General features: G+C 70.5%; 19 protein-coding genes, 1 pseudogene and 1 riboswitch. Of the genes and pseudogenes, 5 read left to right on the forward strand and 15 right to left on the reverse strand.

Going from position 1 to position 18728, the window contains the following annotated elements; genetic code table 11:
- From OG819_RS43525 to OG819_RS43540, 4 genes are all read right to left on the reverse strand, one after another.
- Nucleotides 1-1209, reverse strand: a complete 1209-nt coding sequence (locus tag OG819_RS43525) for a cytochrome P450 (RefSeq protein ID WP_266631188.1) — start codon at nucleotides 1207-1209, stop codon at nucleotides 1-3.
- Between the two features lie 31 nt (nucleotides 1210-1240).
- Nucleotides 1241-2614: an FAD-dependent oxidoreductase gene (locus OG819_RS43530; protein WP_266654889.1), complete on the reverse strand. Its 1374-nt coding sequence runs from the start codon at nucleotides 2612-2614 to the stop codon at nucleotides 1241-1243.
- Nucleotides 2604-2813 (reverse strand): ferredoxin, encoded by a 210-nt coding sequence (locus OG819_RS43535; protein WP_266428032.1) that lies wholly within the window; start codon nucleotides 2811-2813, stop codon nucleotides 2604-2606. The genes OG819_RS43530 and OG819_RS43535 overlap by 11 nt, the downstream gene beginning before the upstream one ends.
- Nucleotides 2814-2991: 178 nt before the next feature.
- Nucleotides 2992-4038: a trans-acting enoyl reductase family protein gene (locus OG819_RS43540; RefSeq protein WP_266631184.1), complete on the reverse strand. Its 1047-nt coding sequence runs from the start codon at nucleotides 4036-4038 to the stop codon at nucleotides 2992-2994.
- A gap of 101 nt (nucleotides 4039-4139) precedes the next feature.
- Here OG819_RS43540 and OG819_RS43545 point away from each other — a divergent pair, with 101 nt between their 5' ends.
- Nucleotides 4140-5105 (forward strand): helix-turn-helix domain-containing protein, encoded by a 966-nt coding sequence (locus OG819_RS43545; RefSeq protein ID WP_266631182.1) that lies wholly within the window; start codon nucleotides 4140-4142, stop codon nucleotides 5103-5105.
- Nucleotides 5106-5282: 177 nt separating this feature from the next.
- On the forward strand, nucleotides 5283-6674 hold the full coding sequence (locus OG819_RS43550) for a hypothetical protein (RefSeq protein ID WP_266634870.1): 1392 nt from the start codon (nucleotides 5283-5285) through the stop codon (nucleotides 6672-6674).
- Between the two features lie 102 nt (nucleotides 6675-6776).
- Here the strand turns inward: OG819_RS43550 and OG819_RS43555 are convergent, their stop codons facing one another.
- The 9 genes and pseudogenes from OG819_RS43555 to OG819_RS43590 all read right to left on the reverse strand — a co-directional run bounded on the left by OG819_RS43555 (nucleotide 6777) and on the right by OG819_RS43590 (nucleotide 15653).
- Nucleotides 6777-7904 carry an LLM class flavin-dependent oxidoreductase gene (locus OG819_RS43555; RefSeq protein ID WP_266654891.1) on the reverse strand — a complete coding sequence of 376 codons (1128 nt, stop codon included), beginning with the start codon at nucleotides 7902-7904 and terminating at the stop codon, nucleotides 6777-6779.
- 13 nt (nucleotides 7905-7917) lie between these two features.
- Entirely contained in the window at nucleotides 7918-9003 is a 1086-nt protein-coding gene (locus OG819_RS43560; protein ID WP_266654893.1) for an LLM class flavin-dependent oxidoreductase, read from the reverse strand.
- Nucleotides 9000-10388, reverse strand: coding sequence for an NtaA/DmoA family FMN-dependent monooxygenase (locus OG819_RS43565; protein WP_266654895.1), 1389 nt, complete (start codon nucleotides 10386-10388; stop codon nucleotides 9000-9002). Before OG819_RS43565 ends, OG819_RS43560 begins: the two co-directional genes overlap by 4 nt.
- A 17-nt stretch (nucleotides 10389-10405) precedes the next feature.
- On the reverse strand, nucleotides 10406-11641 hold the full coding sequence (locus OG819_RS43570; RefSeq protein WP_266654897.1) for an LLM class flavin-dependent oxidoreductase: 1236 nt from the start codon (nucleotides 11639-11641) through the stop codon (nucleotides 10406-10408).
- A gap of 75 nt (nucleotides 11642-11716) precedes the next feature.
- Nucleotides 11717-11884, reverse strand: coding sequence for a putative leader peptide (locus OG819_RS59235; protein WP_353963263.1), 168 nt, complete (start codon nucleotides 11882-11884; stop codon nucleotides 11717-11719).
- 28 nt (nucleotides 11885-11912) lie between these two features.
- Nucleotides 11913-12688, reverse strand: a pseudogene (locus tag OG819_RS43575) (GNAT family N-acetyltransferase).
- A 26-nt stretch (nucleotides 12689-12714) separates the two neighbouring features.
- Nucleotides 12715-13740 carry an ABC transporter substrate-binding protein gene (locus OG819_RS43580; RefSeq protein WP_266654899.1) on the reverse strand — a complete coding sequence of 342 codons (1026 nt, stop codon included), beginning with the start codon at nucleotides 13738-13740 and terminating at the stop codon, nucleotides 12715-12717.
- 126 nt (nucleotides 13741-13866) lie between these two features.
- A complete protein-coding gene (locus tag OG819_RS43585) occupies nucleotides 13867-14691 on the reverse strand; it encodes an amino acid ABC transporter ATP-binding protein (protein WP_266588085.1) in 825 nt (274 codons plus the stop codon).
- A complete protein-coding gene (locus OG819_RS43590) occupies nucleotides 14688-15653 on the reverse strand; it encodes an amino acid ABC transporter permease (protein WP_266654901.1) in 966 nt (321 codons plus the stop codon). The genes OG819_RS43585 and OG819_RS43590 overlap by 4 nt, the downstream gene beginning before the upstream one ends.
- Before the next feature lie 468 nt (nucleotides 15654-16121).
- Nucleotides 16122-16268: riboswitch (SAM riboswitch) on the forward strand.
- A gap of 36 nt (nucleotides 16269-16304) precedes the next feature.
- On the opposite strand from OG819_RS43590, the gene OG819_RS59240 reads away from it, so the two are divergent.
- Nucleotides 16305-16379, forward strand: a complete 75-nt coding sequence (locus OG819_RS59240; protein WP_353963268.1) for a putative leader peptide — start codon at nucleotides 16305-16307, stop codon at nucleotides 16377-16379.
- 126 nt (nucleotides 16380-16505) lie between these two features.
- Complete coding sequence (locus OG819_RS43595; RefSeq protein ID WP_266654906.1) at nucleotides 16506-17195, forward strand: glutathione S-transferase C-terminal domain-containing protein; 690 nt, start codon at nucleotides 16506-16508, stop codon at nucleotides 17193-17195.
- Nucleotides 17196-17254: 59 nt separating this feature from the next.
- On the opposite strand, the gene OG819_RS43600 is transcribed toward OG819_RS43595, so the two are convergent.
- Nucleotides 17255-17770, reverse strand: coding sequence for a YceI family protein (locus OG819_RS43600; RefSeq protein ID WP_266428054.1), 516 nt, complete (start codon nucleotides 17768-17770; stop codon nucleotides 17255-17257).
- 157 nt (nucleotides 17771-17927) lie between these two features.
- Here OG819_RS43600 and OG819_RS43605 point away from each other — a divergent pair, with 157 nt between their 5' ends.
- Entirely contained in the window at nucleotides 17928-18473 is a 546-nt protein-coding gene (locus tag OG819_RS43605) for a MarR family winged helix-turn-helix transcriptional regulator (protein ID WP_266631159.1), read from the forward strand.
- Nucleotides 18474-18508: 35 nt separating this feature from the next.
- On the opposite strand, the gene OG819_RS43610 is transcribed toward OG819_RS43605, so the two are convergent.
- Nucleotides 18509-18682, reverse strand: a complete 174-nt coding sequence (locus OG819_RS43610) for a hypothetical protein (protein ID WP_266631157.1) — start codon at nucleotides 18680-18682, stop codon at nucleotides 18509-18511.
- Nucleotides 18683-18728: the final 46 nt, after the last annotated feature.

The following is an 18728-nucleotide window of genomic DNA, read 5'->3' on the forward strand; positions in this document are numbered from 1 at the left end:
CTACCCCGTCGGCAGTTGGACGGACAGATGGCGGGGTCCGCGGAGCATGGCGTTCTGCCGATAGGGGGGCGGGTCCTGGACCAGGCGGGCCGTGGCGAGGCGGGGGAGCAGCGCGCCGAGCGCGGTCTCCGCTTCGATGCGGGCGAGTGGCGCGCCGTAGCAGAGGTGGATACCGCTGCCGAAGCCGAAGTGTTCGTTGTCGGGGCGGGTGGGGTCGAAGCGGTCGGGCTCGTGGAACCGCTTGGGGTCGCGGCTGCCCGAGGCCAGCGCCAGTACGACGGACGTGCCCTGGGGGATCGTGGTGCCGGCGACGTCGATGTCGGCGAGAGGGAACCTCTCGCGCATGTGGACCGGGGGTTCGTAGCGCAGCAGTTCCTCCACCGCGCGCGGCAGCAGGCCGGGGTCGCGGCGCAGCCGGTCCAGCTCGTCGGGCCGGCGCAGCAGGGTGAGGACGCCGTTGGTGATCAGGTTGACCGTGGTCTCGTGTCCGGCGATGAACAACAGGATGGTGGTTTGCGCCAGTTCCTCGACGGAGAGCCGCAGGGCGGGGTCCGGTTCGTTGATGAGGTCGGAGAGCATGTCGCCGGTGGGACGGCCGCGACGCTGTTCGGCGAGGTTGATCAGGTACCGGCCCATTTCCTGCTGGCCCTGCAGGCCCGCCTTGTCCCGTTCGGTGGTGTCTTCCTCGGGCCCGATGTCGGCGGACGCGACGATCGCGTCGGTCCATCCCTGGAACAGCGACTCGTCCTCGCGCGGGACGCCCATCAACCGGCAGATGACGGTGATGGGCAGGGGGTAGGCGAAGTCGTCGACGACGTCGATCTGCTCGCGGTCCCGGAGCGCCTCGATCAGGTCGTCGGTGATGCGGGTGATCTCGCCGCGCATGGCGTCGACCCGGCCCGGGCTGTGCGGCGGCCCGAACGGCCGCATGGTCAGGGTGCGCAGTCTGTGGTGCTCGGGGTCGTCGAGCCGCAGGAACGGCAGCCGCCCCGGCTCCTCGGACGGCGCCGAGCCGGTGCGGCTGCGCGGATCGGCGCTCATCCGCGGGTCATGGAGCAGAGCGGCGATTTCGTGGTAGGTGCCGATCAGACAACTGCCGTCCGCCTGCCACACCACGGGACCGGCCTCGCGGAGTTCCGCGTACAGCGGGTAGGGGTCGGGACGGTTCGCGTAGTCGGAGATCCGTGCCAGCAAGGTCTCGGAGTCCATGGTGGCTCCTCGTGGTTGGGCGGAACGTGAGTCAGCCGGTGGGCTGCACCAGCGTCAGTCGTCGATCGGGCATATAACCGGTGAGCGCCACGGTGGGGCCGTGCGACAGCCCGCTCGGGTCCGGCACGTCGGACGGAATCGTGAGGTCGGCCGCGACCGCACGGTCCGCCGCGCCGGGCGGGGGCGGGAACGGAGCAGCCGTCTCGATCAAGTGCTTGTAGTAGTCGAGCGACTTGGCCATGTCGACGGTGACCGCGGCGGTGACCCGTCCCTGGTAGCCGTAGACCACGGCCAGACGGCGGGCCTCCAGAGAACCTTGGGCGATGACCACATGGTCGGAGTAGGTGGGCACGCCCACCGACTTGATGTTGAGCCCGAACTGGGTCGACCAGAACGACGGGACGGCGAGGTGCGGACGCCGCAGCGGCCCCGGACTGACCATGTTGTGGGCCGCCACCTCGGCCTGCGCGACCGCGTTGCCCCAGTGCTCCAGCGAGAGCATCTGGTACCCGAACAGCGGGTGCGGGAACCGGGAGACGTCACCGGCCACGAAGACGTCGTCGGTGACGATCCCGTACATGTCGAAGGCCCGGCACCCGGCGTCGCACGCGATTCCGCGCGGACCCGCCGCCAGCCCGGACTCCGCCAACCACTCGACGTTGCGGACCGCCCCCAACGCCACGACGCACACATCCGCGTCGACACGACTGCCGTCGGACAGGTCCGCACCAATGAACCGGCCGTTCCCGTCCCCGCGCAGAGCGGTGACCGTCACCCCGCAGCGCAGGTCCACGCCGTGATTGCGGTGCATGGCGGCCGCCAGTTGCGACAGGGTGCCGCCCAGCGCGCCCACCAGGGGTGCGGGGCCGCGTTCCGCGACCGTGACCTCGATTCCGCGCTCCCGGCAGGCCGAGGCGATCTCCGAACCGGTGAAACCGGCACCGATCACCAGCACCCGCCCCGGCCCGGCGCCCAGCCGCTCGGCCAACTCCCCGGCCTCGTCACTGGTGCGCAGGGTGAACACCCCGTCCAGGGAGGCCTCGTCCGGGTTGGGCCAGGGGCGCGCCCGGGTCCCGGTGGCGATCAGCAGCCGGTCGAACGGCAGCGACTCACCGTCGGCCAGCGTCACCCGTTTCTCCAGGGGGTCCAGACCGGTGGCGGCCACACCCAGCCGCCAGTCGGCGTCCGGGTCCCGGCGCATCGGCAGCGCCGTGGTATCCGCCGGGGTCTTGCCGAGCAGTACCTGCTTGGACAGGGGTGGGCGGTCGTAGGGCGGATGAGGCTCGTCCCCCACTACGGTGAGTGAGCCGGTGAAGCCCTGCTCGCGCAGCGTCTCCGCGGCCCTCAGCCCGGCCAGCGACGCGCCGACGATCACGATGCGGCCGTCGCGCAGATCACCGGGCACCGGCGCTCACCTCCGCGCCGAGGAGGATGGCCTGGACCGGGCATGCCGCCGCGGCCTGACGCACGCGCTCGACCTGGTCGTCCGGGACGGCGGTGGCGTACAGCAGCCCCTCCTCGCCGTGCAGCTCGAACACCTCCGGCGCGAGGAACACGCACTGCGCATAACCCTGGCAGCGCGTGAGATCCACAACGGTCTGCATCCTCACCACCTCCTCCGTGGCCTCACCCCCTCACTTCCAGCATGGGGGGAGACCCGGAAGCCCGCACGGCCACGACTCGGCTCCCCGATGAGCTGGGCGGCGGCCCGTGTCACGGGCCTCACCCTTGGAGCGAGGACAGCGCGTGCGTGGGCGTTGGCCGCAACGCCCACTCCGACGGTCAGGAGGCCGTCCGCTGCCGGAGCAGTTCGAAGGAGATGTGCGGGGACAGCGCGCGGAGGAAGTCGGGCGCGTCGAAGATTTCACCGGCGGAGGCGACTCCGACCATGCGGGTCCGGCCGGTGAGGACGCGGTGGACCGCTTCCACCGCGAGCGGCGCGCTGACGGCGTAGATGTCCCGGCCGCTTGCCACAGCACGCCGTTCGGTGCCGCCGGAGCGTACGACGGCGTCGACGACGAAGGTCTGGTCCGACCGCCCGTTCTCGTCGGCCGCGGTCGGGGCCGGTGTGTCCGGGGCCGAGAGGTCCCTGGCCGCTTCGATCGTCATATGGGTGCGTACCTCGGGGATGGAGAGGTGGCTGGGAAGGGTGACCACGTCGGTCATCGTGAACTCCCCGACGACCTCCCTGGTGCCCATCGGGTCGGGGAAGGGCCACTTCAGGAGCGTCGGCTTGTCGTCGTGGTACTCCAACCGCCCGTTCGTGTAGCGGACGCGCCGGCCGCCTCGCCGCTCCTGGGAGACCGTGCCCGCAGTGCGTGTCCCGGAGGTGGGGCGCCAACTGCTCAGTCCGTAGGCGATGTTCACTTCGTCGGCGACCGTCCAGTCCCCCATCGCGGCGGTGGCCAGCAGGTCGCCGAGGCCTCCGTAGAAGGCCATCGCGGGGACGATCACGGCTCCCGCCGCGCGGGCGCGGTCCGCGAAGTGCGTGAACGTGTCGAGGTTGGCCTCGATCTCGGCCGCCACATCGATGTACGGGATCCCGGCGCGCAGTGCCGCCTCGATCACAGGAGCCGCGGTCATGGCGAAGGGCCCGGCGCAGTTGATCACCGCGTTCGCACCGTCCAGGGCGCGGTCGAGCGAGGCAGGGTCGTCGACCGACGCCGGCCGGACCTCGAGTCCGGGGGCGGATGCCGCCAGCGCGCGCAGCTTGCCTGCGTCGCGGCCGGAGAGCACCGGGACGAACCCGCGATCTCGCAGCTCTGCCACCACAAAGCGTCCGGTGTGCCCGTAAGCGCCGAACACCGTCACCGTCTCTACTGATCCCATGAGTTCTCCCCTGTGCCCGAATGATCCGCTGAGAACATCCTGGCGAGGGTGGGCGCTCTGCCGTGAGTGTCCGGAACGACGTACCCCGTACAGTTTCGGACATGGGTACTGTCGCGCTGGCCGTCACCGACGGGATGCTGCACTTCGAACTGTCCATGGCGTACGAGGTGTTCGGCGCCGCTCCGGTCGACGTGGCCGTCCCCTGGTACGACGTCGAGGTCTGCGGGTCGGACGCCGTGCGGGTCGGGCGGTTCCGGCTGGAGCCCGACCATGGGCTCGACCGCCTCCGGCATGCCGACACCGTGATCGTCCCCGGCTGGGCGGACATCGACGTGGACCCGCCCGCCGATCTCGTCGGCGCGGTGCGCGCGGCCCACGAGGCGGGGGCGCGCGTGGCCTCCCTGTGCACGGGCGCGTTCGTGCTGGCCGCCGCCGGCCTGCTGGACGGCAAGCGCGCGACCACGCACTGGGCGCACACCGAGGTGCTGACCACCCGCTACCCGCGCGTGGAGGTCGATCCGGATGTGCTCTACGTGGACAACGGCAGCGTGCTCACCTCCGCGGGCAAGGCCGCCGCGATGGACCTGTGCCTGCACCTCGTCCGTCTCGACCACGGCTCGTCCGTCGCCAACGCCGTCGCCCGCCGCCTGGTGGTGCCGCCGCACCGAGCCGGTGGCCAGGCCCAGTTCGTCGCCGCCCCGGTGCCCACCCGGGACGACCACCCGCTCGCCGCGCTGCTCCCCTGGGTGATCGAACGCCTCGACCACCCGCTCACCGTGGAGGACCTGGCACACCAGGCACGCATGAGCTCGCGCAATCTGGGCCGCCACTTCAGGGCGGTAACCGGTACCACTCCACTGCAGTGGCTGCTGACACAACGGATCCGCCGCGCCCAGGAGTTGCTGGAGACCACCGACGACGTTGTCGAAGTCATCGCGACAGCCACCGGCATGGGCACCGCCACGACGCTGCGCCGACACTTCAACCGCACGGTCGGCGTGCCTCCGGACACCTATCGCCGAACTTTCCGCTCACGGCCCCCCGCCGGCTCGAACGACGACCGGTAGCGCCGACGCCGACACTGGCGATCCCCTGTCCGGCCGGCAAAGCGCACGGTTCGCTCAACTCTCCTTAATTCTCATGCGTTCGGCCTGCGTCACCCCATACGATCCCCTCGCCGCTCGTACACCAGTGCGTATCCGGGCACCGTGTGCGGGCATCCAACCGGGAGGGACCACTTGACCATGTCCTTCGGCGCGCGCCCGCGTGCCGTCCTCGCTTCTCTGGGAACCCTCGGCCTGTTACTGGCCGCCGCCGTGTCGCCCGCGAGTGCGGCCGGGGGAACGCCCATCACGCCCACCCAGCTCTTCAACGGCTACCGGAACTGCTCGACCGACGCGGACCGGCCCACGTATCTGCCGTCCCGTAGCAACGTTGTCGTCGAGGGCATCCCCGGGACCACCGACACGACCGACAACTCCCCGCTCACCGCGCGGTATCAGGTCTGGCCGGTCACCGACCCGTCGCAGACCACGACGGTCACCCACGACCGCGCCACCCCCGGGTTCGAGGCCACCAGCCTCCTGCCCAACGACATGCTCGTCGACGGGCAGACCTACGCCTGGCGGGCCCAGACGGTGGCCGGGGACGCGGCCTCGGACTGGTCCGTCCCCTGTTACGTCACGATCGACGACACCTTCCCGGCGAGCGTGCCCACCATCTCGTCGCCGAACTACCCGCCGGACCGGTGGAACCAGGGCGGCGACCCGGTCACGATCACGTTGAACGCCAACGGCGCCGACGATGTCGCCGGGTTCCAGTATTCCTGGACAGGGTCCCTCGAGACCATCGTTCTCGCGCACATCGGCGACCACGGCATCCCGCAGCCCAACGACCCGTACGCGGACCCGGGACACTTCACGCGCGCCGACGCCCCCGGCGGTTCGGCCACGGTCAACCTGATTCCGCCGTACGGCGGCGGTTTCATGACCCTGTGGGTGCGCAGCCTCGACCGGGCCTTCCACCCGTCGGAAACCACCAGCTACCAGTTCCACGTCAGTCCCACGCCGCCCACCGTCACCCCGGCGGACCCGGCACCCGAGTTCGGCGACACGACCACGTTCACGTTCCGGCCCGACGCCACGCTCCAGTCGAAGAGCCCGGTCGTCAGCTACTCCGTGCATACCTTCGGCGGTCCGCACGGCGACAAGACCGTCGACGTCGCGGCGGCGGCGGACGGCACGGCGACGACAGAGCTCACGATGGACGGCATCGACGGCGAGCATCTCCAGGTGACCAGCAAGAGCGCGAACGGCTGGCTCAGTGACGCGGCGTCGTGGGACATCTACTACGACACCACCCCCACCGTCGCTTCCGACGTCTACCCCGAGAACGATTCCGGCGGCGGCGTGGGCGTCCCGGGCACCTTCACGTTCACGCCGAAGGTGAAGGGCATCGCGAGCTACACCTACTCCTTCAACGGGGACCCGGAGGTCACGGTCGCCGCGGGAGCCCACGACACCGCGAGCGTCGACTGGACCCCGACCTCGGACGGCTCCAACGAGCTCCAGGTCTACGCGACGACCAGCTCCGGCATCCAACTGTCGCCCTATTACTACTACTTCACCGTGAACTGAATCCGGGCACTGCCCACGCATTGCCCACGCATCGGCCATGTCGAGCCCACGCAGCCGCCGGTGGGCTCGGGCGGCTGCGACACCCCCGTCACCCGGATGCGGTCACCTGCGTCGCCACTCCTCGGCCAGCAGTTCGTACGAGCGCACCCGGTCCGCATGCCTGTGGGTGATGGTCGTGATCAACAACTCGTCGGCCCCGGTGGCCTCCTGGAGCTGTTCCAACTGGTCGGCGACGTGTCCCGGGGAGCCCACGAACTGGGTCTCGACGCGATCCGCGACCAGCGCCCGGTCCTCGTCGCTCCACACGTGGGCGCGGGCCTCCTTCGGGGTCGGGAACTCGATGGCGCCCTCGGCGGTGCGGATGCTGCGGACCCAGAGGCCGTAGCCGGTGGCGAGTTCGCGCGCGGTGTCGTCGTCCTCGGCGACGACCACGTCCGCGGACACGCTGAGGTACGGCTTGTCGAGGACGTCGGACGGCTGGAAGGCGGCGCGGTAGCCCTCCGCCGCCTCCAGCACCGTGGCCGGACTGACGTGGTAGTTCGCCGCGAACCGCAGCCCGTTGCGGCCGGCGACCGTGGCGCTCTGACCGCCGCTGCTGCCCAGGATCCACACCTGTACGTCCGCGCCCTCACCCGGGACGACATGCGCCTCGACACCGTCCGCCGACCGGTACGTCCCCGCGAGCAGCGCGAGGATGTCGTCGATCTGCTCGCCGTAGTCCTGCGACCGGGCGTGCGGCTGTTGGAGCAGCGTGCGCTGGAGGGCGACGCGGGGTGAGCCGAGCAGATACTCGAAGGAGAACCGGGGCGGGATGCGCAGACCGCCCGGGGCGCGGCCGTCGACCACGGGGGTCGCGGTCGGCAGCGAGGCGGTGGGCCCTCCCGGCGGGCGCCCGCCGGAGCGGCCGAGGCCCAGGTCGAGGCGGCCGGGGTGCAGGGCGTCGAGCAGACCGAACTCCTCGACCGTGGACAGCGCGGTGCGGTGCCCGAGCTGTACGGCGCCCGAACCGAGCCTGATGGTGGAGGTGGCGGAGGCGGTCAGGGCGAGGACCACCGCGGGAGAGGTGCCGGCGACTCCCGGGTTGAGGTGGTGCTCGGCGAACCAGTAGCGGGCGTACCCGAACCGCTCCGCCTGCCGGGCCAGGTCGACGGAGTTGCGCAGGGCCTCGGTCGCGGTGGAGCCGGAGGAGATCGGGACGAGGTCGAGGACACCCAGGGGGATGTCGGACATGGGGCGGGGCTCCTCAGCGGTCGGCGGGGACGGACGCGGGCTCCGCGCGGACCGGGCCCCACGAAAACGGTGGATCGGGGATCTCGCGGCGCAGCACCGGTGCGACCTCCGACTGGAAACGCTCAAGGGAGTCGCGGTGCTGGGCGTCGCCGAGACCGCTCGCGTCCGCGTGCAGATGCAGCACCGTGTGCCCGAACCGCTCGTGGTAGCGGTGCACCTTGTCGATGATCTGCTGGGGGCTGCCGATGAGGGCCGAGCTGCGCTCGACGAAGTCCTCCAGGGTGGGGAAGACGGGCTCCAGGCCGAGGCTCTTCTGGAAGGCCAGGTTCCCCTCGAACACCGGGCGGTACGCGGTCAGTGCCTCCTGCGACGTACGGGCCACGTAGAGGCCCGCCGTGCCCGCGCCCACCGCGATGTCGGCCGGGTCGTGGCCGTAGTGCTCCCAGCGCTCGCGGTAGTAGCGGATCAACTCGGCGTAGGGCTCTATGGGGTTGGTGACGTTGGCGGAGAAGAGGGGGTCGCCGTAGCGGGCGGCCAGGTCGACCGACTCCTTGCTGGTCGCGCTGCCGTGCCAGACCCGGATCGGCTGCTGGTACGGCCGGGGCCACACCTCCGCGTCCTTGAGTCCCGGGCGGAAGCGGGTCTCGGCGGTCACCTTGTCCTGGCGCCAGATCGTCCGGAACACCTCGTAGCTCTCGGCGTTGCGGTCCCACTGGTCCTCGGGGGTGACGTCGAAGAGGTCGCGCTGGGCTACCCCGTTGCCCTTGCCGATGATCAGGTCCAGGCGACCGTCGGAGAGGTGGTCGAGGGTCGCGTAGTCCTCGTACGCGCGTACCGGGTCGAGAAGGCTGAGCGTCGTCACGGCCGTGAACAGGCGGATGCGCTTGGTGAGCGCGGCGACGTGGCTGAGCACGACGGGCGGTGAGGAGGAGATGAACGGCCGCTCGTGCCGCTCCCCCACGCCGAAGCCGTCGAAGCCCAGTTCCTCGGCGAGCAGCGCGTTGTCGAGGACCTCGCGGAAGCGGTCGTGCGTGGGCTTCCGTACGCCGGTGATCGGGTCGGGCCGGTGCACGATCAGGGTGATGGCCAGGAATTTCATGACGCCGCTCGTTCGTCGCGCACGGTGTCCGGGTGGGCGAGGCCGAGGTGGTCGCGCAGGGTCGTGCCCTCGTACTCCGTGCGGTACACCCCGCGCTCCTGGAGCAGCGGGACCACCGTGTCGGCGAAGGTGTCGAGGCCGCCGGGGGTGATGTGCGGGACGAGGATGAAGCCGTCACTGGCGTCGGCCTGCACGAAGGAGTCGATGGTGTCGGCGACGGTGGCCGGGGAGCCGACGAAGGTCTGCCGGTTGCCGGTCTCGATGACCAGATCGCGGATGGACCACTTGTTGGCGGCCGCGAGCTCGCGCCACTCCCGGGCGGTGGCCAGCGGGTCACGGTACATCCGTACCTGGGCGCGGCCCCGGGCGATGGTGTGCTCGCCGAGGTCCGGGTCGATGTCGGGCAGCGGGCCGTCCGGGTCGTACGCGGACAGGTCGCGGTTCCAGACGAACTCCAGGTGCTTGATCGCGGTGGCGCCGCTGACCTGCTGGCGGCGCACCTCGCGGGAGATCTCCTCCGCCTCGGCGTCCGTGTCGCCGAGGACGAAGGTCGCGGCGGGCAGGATCAGCAGTTGGTCGCGCGTACGGCCGTAGCGGGCGAGGCGTCCCTTGACGTCCTTGTAGAACGCCTGGCCCTCCTTGAGGGTGGCGTACCGGCTGAAGATCGCGTCGGCGCCGGAGGCGGCGAACTCGCGCCCCTCCTCGGAGTCTCCGGCCTGGAAGACGACCGGGCGTCCCTGCGGGCTGCGCGGGACGTTGAACTGCCCCTGGATGTCGAAGTGTTGGCCCTGGTGCACGAAGGCTCCGGCCTTCGCGTCGCGCAGGAAGGTGCCGGTCCGCTGATCGGCGACGATCTCGTCCCCGTGCCAGGAGTCGAAGAGCTCGTTCGCCGTGGTCAGGAACTCCTTGGCCCGGGTGTAGCGCTCCTCCTGCGGGAGGAAGCCGCCGCGGCGGAAGTTCTCGCCGGTGAAGGCGTCCCAGGAGGTGACCACGTTCCAGGCGGCGCGGCCGTCGGAGAGGTGGTCGAGGCTGGCGAACTGACGGGCCACTTCGTAGGGCTCGTTGAAGGTGGAGTTGATGGTGCCGGTCAGGCCGAGGTGTTCGGTGACGGCAGCGAGCGCGGTGAGGATCGTGAAGGTGTCGGGGCGGCCGACGACGTCCAAGTCGTAGATCTTGCCGCCCTGTTCGCGAAGTCGCAGTCCCTCGGCGAGGAACAGGAAGTCGAACTTGGCGCGCTCGGCGGTGCGCGCGAAGTGGGCGAAGGAGCTGAACTCGATGTGGCTGCCGGCCTCGGGGTCGCTCCACACGGTGGTGTTGTTGACGCCGGGGAAGTGCGCCGCGAGGTGGATCTGCTTGCGGGGCTTGTCCTGTGACGTGCTGCTCATGCGTGGGTCCCTCCGGCTCAGGCGGTGGCGGCGTAGCGGTTGGCGGGGCGGGAGAGCCCGAGCAGCCCGCGCAGGGTGTCGGCCTCGTAGGACTGCCGGAAGACGCCCCGGCGCTGGAGTTCGGGCACGAGGCCCCGGGTGATCGCGGGCAGGTCGTGGCCGACGACGGCGGGACGCAGCCGGAAACCGGACAGCCCTGCATCCCCCAACTCCTGGAGCAGATCGGCCAGTTGTGCGGGTGTGCCGGTGAAGATCCGCGCGTCGCTGGTGTAGGCGTGGCCGGCGAGGGCGTCGAGGCGCTCGCGGCGGGCCGCGGCGGCGGCCGGGTCGTCGTCCAGGAACACCACGAGGTCGCCGAAGAGGTGCAGGGGTTCGTCGGTGCGGCCGGCCGCCGTCCGCTCGGCACGGATCTCCTCGACTATGGCACGGGCCTGGTCGGTGTCATGCGGGGTCACGTAACCGAGGTCGGCGGCCTGGGCCACCAGCCGGTAGGGGACGGTCGCGTGGGCCAGGGCGCTGACGATCGGCTGGCCCTGCGGTGGGCGGGGGGTGATCGAGGGGCCCTTGACGCTGAAGTGCTTGCCCTCGAAGTCGATGTAGTGCAGTTTGTCGCGGTCGAGGAAACGGCCGGTGGCGACGTCACGGATCTCCGCGTCGTCCTCCCAGCTGTCCCAGAGCCGGCGCACCGCTTCCACGTAGTCCGCGGCCTCGTCGAAGAGGTCGGTCGTCAGCTCCCGCACGGCCGGGCTGTCGAAGTCCTCGATGCGCAGCGGCGGGAACGTACGGCGGCCGAAGTGCGCGGCCTCGTGGGTGCGGGCCGACACCTGCACCCGTACGCCCGCACGGCCCGTGCTCACGTAGTCGAGCGTGGCGATCGCCTTGGAGAGGTGGAAGGGCTCGGTGTGGGTGACCACGGCTGTCGGGACCAGTCCTATGTGGCTGGTGAGCGGGGCGACGCGGGCGGCGATCAGGACGGCGTCCAGACGCCCGCGGACCTGGTCGGTGCGGTCGTCGGGCTCGGTGAGGTGCGAGGACTGGAGCCCGAGGGCGTCCTCGATGGTCACGAAGTCGAGGAGACCGCGCTCGGCCTCGGTGACCAGGTCCGTCCAGTACCCGGCGGTGAGCAGCTCATGAGGGCGGGCCACCGGCTCGCGCCAGGCGGCCGGGTGCCAGCCGGCGCCGTCGAGCGCGACGGCGAGGTGAAGAAGGGGGGACGAGGGGGAGGAATCGGGCAGCGAAGATGATGCGGACACGGAGGGGTTGCCTTCCTGGTCGACCGTACGAGAGCGCGGCCCTCTACGCGGAGGGCGGGGCGGCGGGGTGACAGGTCAGGGACGACAGAGCGCGCCGGCCACGCGCTGCAGATCGATGTGCGGCCGGGAGTAAAGACGTACACGGCGGCGCGGGGTGAGCACCATGACGCGGAGACCGGACCCGACTCGCACGTCGCTCACCTCCGCCCTTGCGTCCCGGCGGGCTCGTGGCCGCGCCGACATCGTGCATCCCTTCAACACAACGGCCCGCCTACGCCGTCTGTTCCTGCTGGGCGCCCGGAGTTCGGACGAGGAGGAACTCCGAGCGGCGGCGCAGGGTGAAGCCGATCGACTCGTAGAGCCGGATCGCGCCGGTGTTGGTCGCGGAGGCGTGCAGGAAGGGCGTGTCTCCGCGCTCCCTGATGCCTGCGGCGACGGCGCGGACCAGTCGCGTGGCCAGGCCCTTGCCGCGGTGGTCCGGGGCGGTGCAGACCGCGCTGATCTCGGTCCAGCCGGGCGGGCGCAGCCTCCCCCAGCCTCCGGCCGGGGGACCCCCATCTCGCTTCGCTCGCCGGCCAGGGCGATGAGCCGGCCGCGGTGCCGGATGCCGAGGTAGGTGCCGAGTTCGACCGTGCGGGGCAGGAAGGGCCCCGGCTCGGTCAGGGCGATCAGGTCCAGGATCTCGGGCACGTCGTCCGGCCCGAGCCGCACCGCTTCGGGGGCGGGCTCGGCGCGCAGCGCGGTGTCGACCAGTTGTACGCCCTGGCCGTGCTGCACCGTCTCCCAGCCCTCGGGCACCGACTTCGCCCCGGTCACGGGGGTGACGGTGCCGGGGCCGACGAGTGCGGCGAGGTCGTCCCAGGCGCGTGGGTCGGCCGGGTCGGCGAGGGCGGTGAACGGGGAGACGTCCAGGGGGTAGCGGGCGGCGCGGCCGACGCGCTCGGCGAGGTGGGCGTGCGGGCCGGTCAGCGCGGCCCAGGCGGCGTTGTCCAGGATGTGGGGCGCCGCAGGGCTCTGCGGCGGGGCAGGTCGGGCAACGGTGGACATGGTGGTGTCGGACCTCCTGGGCGCGGTCAGGAGTTGTCGAGCGGCAGGCCGGGCGGGTTGATCTGCGAGGTGCTGACGGCCTCGTTGGAGAGGTTCCAGGCGGCGAGCCACTTGGCGTACTGACCGTTCTTGATGAGGTGGTTGATCGCGTCGGCGACCGGCTTGGCCAGCCCGCTGTCCTTCTTCGCGGTGGCCGCGATCAGCCCCTGGAGCGTCGCGCCCGCGCCGGAGAACTTGCCCGCGTTGCGGGTCGGGTTGGGCGTCTTCGCCGTCTGGGTGATGTGGTACGAGATACCGGGGTTGGGTCCGAAGTAGGCGTCGATCTTCCCGCTGGACAGCGCCAGATAGACGCTGTTGTTGTCCTGGAAGTACTTGACGGTGAGCTTCTTGCCCTCCTTCGCGAGCTTCGCCTTCCACTCCAGCAGGAGCTTCTCCTGGTTGGTTCCGGCGCCCACGGAGACGGTCCGGCCGGCCAGGTTCTCGTAGTCGCCGGCGAAGTTCCAGGTGCTCTTCGTCGGCACCTCGAAGGCGAGGTTGTCCTGCCGGTAGGAGGCGAACTCGTACTTCTTCTTGCGTTCCTCGGTGTCCGTGACGTTCGTGAAGGCGACGTCGACCTTGCCGCTGTCGATACCGACGAACAGGTTCTCCCAGGTCGAGTTCTTCACCTCCGGCTTCAGTCCGAGGACGGCGGCGACCAGTCGGCCGAGGTCGGGTTCGGCACCGGTGAGGGTCTTCTGGTCCTGGCCCACGTACGCCAGCGGCGGGAACCCGGCGGGCAGCGCGCCGACGCCGATGACCAGCTTGCCCCTCTTGGCGACCGACTTGGGCAGTTCGGCGCTGATGGACTTGACCTCGGACACCTTGAGGTCGGTCTGCCGTGCGGCGCCGTTGGAGAGCGCGCCGACGGTGACGGTGCCGGAGGCCGCGCTGCCGGAGGTGGTGGCCGCGTCGCTCTCTCCCCCGCACGCGGCGAGACCGGCGGCGAGGGTGGCGACGGCGGTGGAGGCGGTGAGGCCACGGAGGAGTCTGCTGCGGAGGGTGAGGGTGCGCATGGCTGTCCTTGTCCGATGTTCGTGAGTGAAGGTGAGGTGGGTGAAGGTGAGGTGGGTGAAGGTGAGGTGGGTGAAGGTGAGGTGGGTGAAGGCGCGCGGGACGAAGGCGCGGAGGATGAAGGAGGTTCAGAGGACCTTGCTCAGGAAGTCCCTGGTCCGCTCGTGTACGGGGTGGTCCAGCACCTCGGTGGGCGAACCCTGTTCCACCACCCGGCCCTCGTCGAGGAAGACGATCCGGTCGGCCACCTCACGGGCGAAGCCGATCTCGTGGGTCACGATGACCAGGGTGGTGCCGCTGGTCGCCAGGTCCTTGATGACGGCCAGCACCTCGCCGACCAGCTCGGGGTCGAGGGCTGAGGTGGGTTCGTCGAAGAGGATGACGCCGGGCCGCAGCGCGAGGGCACGGGCGATGGCGACCCGCTGCTGCTGGCCGCCCGACAACTGCCGTGGATAGGCGTCGGCCTTGTCGGCCAGACCCACTCGGTGGAGGAGGGTGCGCGCGAGTTCCCGGGCCTCGGGCCTCTTCAGCCGTCGGGTCGCCACCGGAGCGGCCGCCACGTTGTCCAGCACCGTCAGATGCGGGAACAGGTTGAAGTTCTGGAAGACGAACCCGATCCGGCCGCGCTGGGCCAGGATCGCCCGCTCGGTCAGCTCCTTGAGCCTCCCCCAGCCTTCGGCCGGGGGGACCCCCATCTCGCTTCGCTCGCCGTGCCTGCGTACGCCGATGAGCTCGCCGTTCAGGCTGACATGGCCGATCTCGGGCTTCTCCAGGTGGTTGATCACCCTGAGGAGGGTGGACTTGCCGGAGCCGGACGGGCCGAGGATCACGGTGACCTCACCCGGCGGTACGGTCAACTCCACCCCGTTCAGAACGCGTTGGGTGCCGTACCACTTGTGCACATCACGCACCTCGACGGCGGCCGGCCGGATCGCGAGCGTCTCGTCGGTCATATCGCCGCCTCCTTGCGGACCCGCGCCCGCAGGTCACGCAGACCGGTGCGGACCTTCTGCAACGGGGTAGGCGGGAGGGAGCGCAGCGCGCCCCGCGAGTAGTACCGCTCGACATAGAACTGGATGACGGACACGACGCTCGTGAGGATCAGATACCAGGCGGTGGCGACAAGCAGCAGCGGCACGATGTCGCCGGGGTAGGTGGAGCCCATGCTCTGCACCGAGCCGAAGAGGTCGAGCAGCGAGACGTAGAAGACCAGCGAGGTTCCCTTGATCAGGCCGATCAGCTGGTTGACGTAGTTGGGGGTGATGGAGCGCAGTGCCTGCGGGAACACGATCCTCGTGAACTGGTAGCCCTTGGGCAGACCGAGTGCGGAGGCCGCTTCGTGCTGGCCCTGGTCGACGGAGAGGATGCCGCCGCGGACCACTTCCGCCGCGTACGCCGCCTCGTTGAGGCTCAGTCCGACAACCGCGACGACCATGTCGGTGGCGAGCCGGGACTCGTCGAAGGTGAGGAAGGCGGGGCCGAAGGGGACGCCGAGGCTCAGCGTCTTGTAGAGCGCGCTGAAGTTGTAGAGGAAGAGCAGGACGACGATGAGCGGCACCGAGCGGAACAGCCAGATGTAGACCCAGCTCACCGCGCGCAGTACGGGGCTCCTGGAGAGTCTGGCCAGTGCGAGCAGGATGCCGCCGAGCAGGCCCAACGCGGCGCTGTAGAGGGTCACTTCGAGGGTGATGAGCAGACCGTCGAGGATCGTGGGACGCAGGAACCAGTACTGGAACCGGTCCCACTGGAAGAACGGGTTGGTCGCCAGCCCGTGGACGATCTGGGCGACCACGACGAGCACGATCGCCGAGGCGATCCAGCGGCCGGGGTGGCGCAGGGGCAGTACGCGCTGGGTCGTGGTGAGGCGGGGCTCCGTCGTGCTCAACGGCACGGCGGAGCCCAGGGATTCACTCATGGAGGGCTCCAACGAATGCGGACACACCGCCGCCGCGGCCCGTACGACGGCGGTGCGCGCGGGGACAGACGGATGTCAGGGGGGACGGAGGGGGAGGCTCACCGACGGAGCGCCGACAGGGCGGCGGGCGAGGGAGGTTGAGCCGTGCGGACGTTCAACGCCGCAAAAGGCGGAAGCGGTCAGCCCTGACAGAGACAGCGGGCGCCACGGGCGGTACAACACAGTGCGGCGGCGGAGCAGCCGTGGCGCCGCGGAGCGGTCGTCCCGTCAGCTGCGTACATCGCGTTCACCGTCACCATTCCGCCTCGTTGGGCCTCACACGTACCGGAATCGATCCGGCCCGATGCGGCGTAAGTTAGACACGGCCCCAAACGAATGTCAACGCGCACCGGCCGGAATGACCACGTCGTGAGACCGCGCATATGCCTTCTTGACGGCTCCGCGGACCACACCGAGACTGACAGGGACGGTCACGATTGTCAGCGCCCGTCGTGCGGGGTTCTCCCGTTCGACGCGGTTATCGGCCCCGGCCCGCTGACAGGCAACCCTTCCACCGCGACGGGGTGCCCCGGGTGACGACCGGGTCCCGCCGGAGCGGCGGGACAAGCGTGGTCTCGCCTCTCGCGAGCCCCGGACACGGGAGCGATGGGAATGGCCAGGAGGAGCACCAGCGGTCTGACCAGGCGCCTGCACATCGATCTGCAGCGGGTCTCCAGCGCCTACTAGTCACACGGTCCGTCCGTCGAGTCCGGCATGTCCCACGATCCGGACCGGTCCGTACGTCAGCGCAGTCACTCCGTTCCGCCACCGCCGCCCTGTCGGCTGCGGGGCTTCGACGTTCCCTGGAGAGTCATGCCCAAGACAGTTTCGCTCGGGGCCCCTCGCCCCCACCGCATCAACAGCCGCATCGGCGTGGGCCTGGCCGGCGGTTTCTACCCGGCGCCGCACCGCTATCAGCTGTACCTCTGCGAGGGCTGTCCGCGTTCGCTGCGCATCTCGATCACCCTGGAGCTGCTCGGTCTCCACGACTCGGTCGCCATCACGCTGCTGACTCTTCCCGCCGAGACACCCGGTGCGTTCGCCGCACTGCGCGGCGCGTACGAGGCCACCTGGCACCACTACGACGGTCCGCTCATCGCGCCCGCACTGTGTGACCGTTGGAGCGGAAGGATCGTGAGCAACCACACGCCCGACATCCTGCGCGACCTCGCCGGGCTGCCGACCTGCCGGGACGACGCCCGCCTCCCCCGGCTGCACCCACCGGCCCTCGTCGCGGACATCGACGTCTTGCGCGAACTCCTCGACCGGGACGTCACCCCCACCGCACCACCGCAGGCGCGCACGACGGCACTCGAGGCGCTGGACCGCCAACTCGCGGCGAGCGCCTACGCGTTGGGCGACGAGCTGACGGCCGCGGACGTCGACCTCTGGGTGGCCCTGACCCAGCTCGGCCCGACGGAATCCCTCTCTGGGTACGGTCGACTCCGGGATTACGTACATCGGCTCGACGCCCACCCGGCCTTTCACGGCAAGGTGCGCTGAGCGCGTACGCCAAGGCCGCCGGGGCCGGTAGGGCCGCAGGGCCCCGGCGCCGCGTCGGCTCAGGCCTTGGCGCGGGTGAAGACGAGCGTGCTGGTGACCGTCGTCAGACCGCGGATCATGCCCATCTGGTTCCAGCCCATGTCGAACTGGTCGCGGTCCACGGTGAACTCCGCGGTGAGCGTGACGGTGTCGGCGCTCGCCCCGGTCACCCGGCCGGTGACGGGCTGCGGCCGGCTGATGCCGCGCACGGTCAGCTGCCCATTGATCTCCACCGTGTCGTCCTGACCGAGGGTGGCGTCGCGGACGGCGAAGGTGATCGCGGGGTGGCGGTCGGCGTCGAAGAGGTCGGCGGAGCGGAGGTGCTTGTCCCGCTTGGCGTTCTTGGTGTCCAGGGACGCGACGTCCAGGGTGATGGTGCCGCGGGCGGTCCCGTCGGGCTGTACCTCACCCTCTCCGGTGACTCCGGTGAAGGTGCCCTTCACGTTGACCATGCCCCACATCGTCTTGTGCTGGATGGCGACGACGGTACGGGCGGGGTCGAGCTGCCAGAGGCCGGTTTCGACGGCGACGGTCATGTGAGTTCTCCAGACGGTTACGGGCAGTGCGCAGGGGTGCGCGACGCACAGGGGCGCGCGGCGCACGGGGACTGTGGGGACAACGTGGTTATCCAAATTTGGATGACTCCACGCTAGCCGGTTCTTCAAATTTGGACAACCGGTAGACTTGGACACTATGGCCGACCCTTCCGCCCCCACTGACCTGCCCGAACATGAGCCGTCGGGCGACGGTGAGCTGCTGCCCACCCCACTGCGGGCCTGGATGCGTCTGCTGGCGGCGGCCGGGGCGATCGAGCAGCAGCTGCGTGCCCGCGTCAAGGACACCCTCGACGTCTCGCACGACGAGTTCCTGGTGCTGTGCCTGCTGGCCGACCAGCCCGGGTCCAGCCTGCGGATGACCCAGATCGCGGAACTGCTGGGCCGCCCCAAGACACGGCTGACCTATCAGGTGGCCTGTCTGCAGCACGCGGGACTGATCACACGGCGCTCGGCGTGCGGCGACCGGCGCGGTATCGAGGTGGCCCTCACGGACAAGGCGCGGCGGCTGCTGCGCGAGTCCACGGGGCCGCTGGCCGAAGCCGTCTCGCAGGCCATCGCGCAGACGGCCTGCGCGCAGCGGTACGAGGCACTGCACGACCTGTTGCCGCCCGCACCCCATCCCAGTGCGGACTCCGGGCCGACCCAGGGGGACGACACGACCTCCGAGCAACCGGGGAAGTAGCCCCTTCGGGGCCGAGTTCGCCTTCGGGCAGGCGGTCAGCGGCGACCGCCCCGTGCCGACTCGTTCTCCCGGCGTTCCCGGGCGGCGCGGTGCCGCTCGCCGCACACCCGGCGGTGCGGGTCGGCGTCGTGGGCGTCCTCGTGGGCGCGGCGCTCCGTGGCGCTCCACGCGCGGCGCGTCGCTGACCGTCGTATCGTCGCAGCCCGCATCCTGGCCTGGTGCGGGCGCCCGTACCCGCCCACGCAGGTCCCGCGC

It is taken from the genome of Streptomyces sp. NBC_01549, assembly GCF_026339955.1.
In the GTDB taxonomy this organism is placed as follows: Bacteria; Actinomycetota; Actinomycetes; order Streptomycetales; family Streptomycetaceae; genus Streptomyces.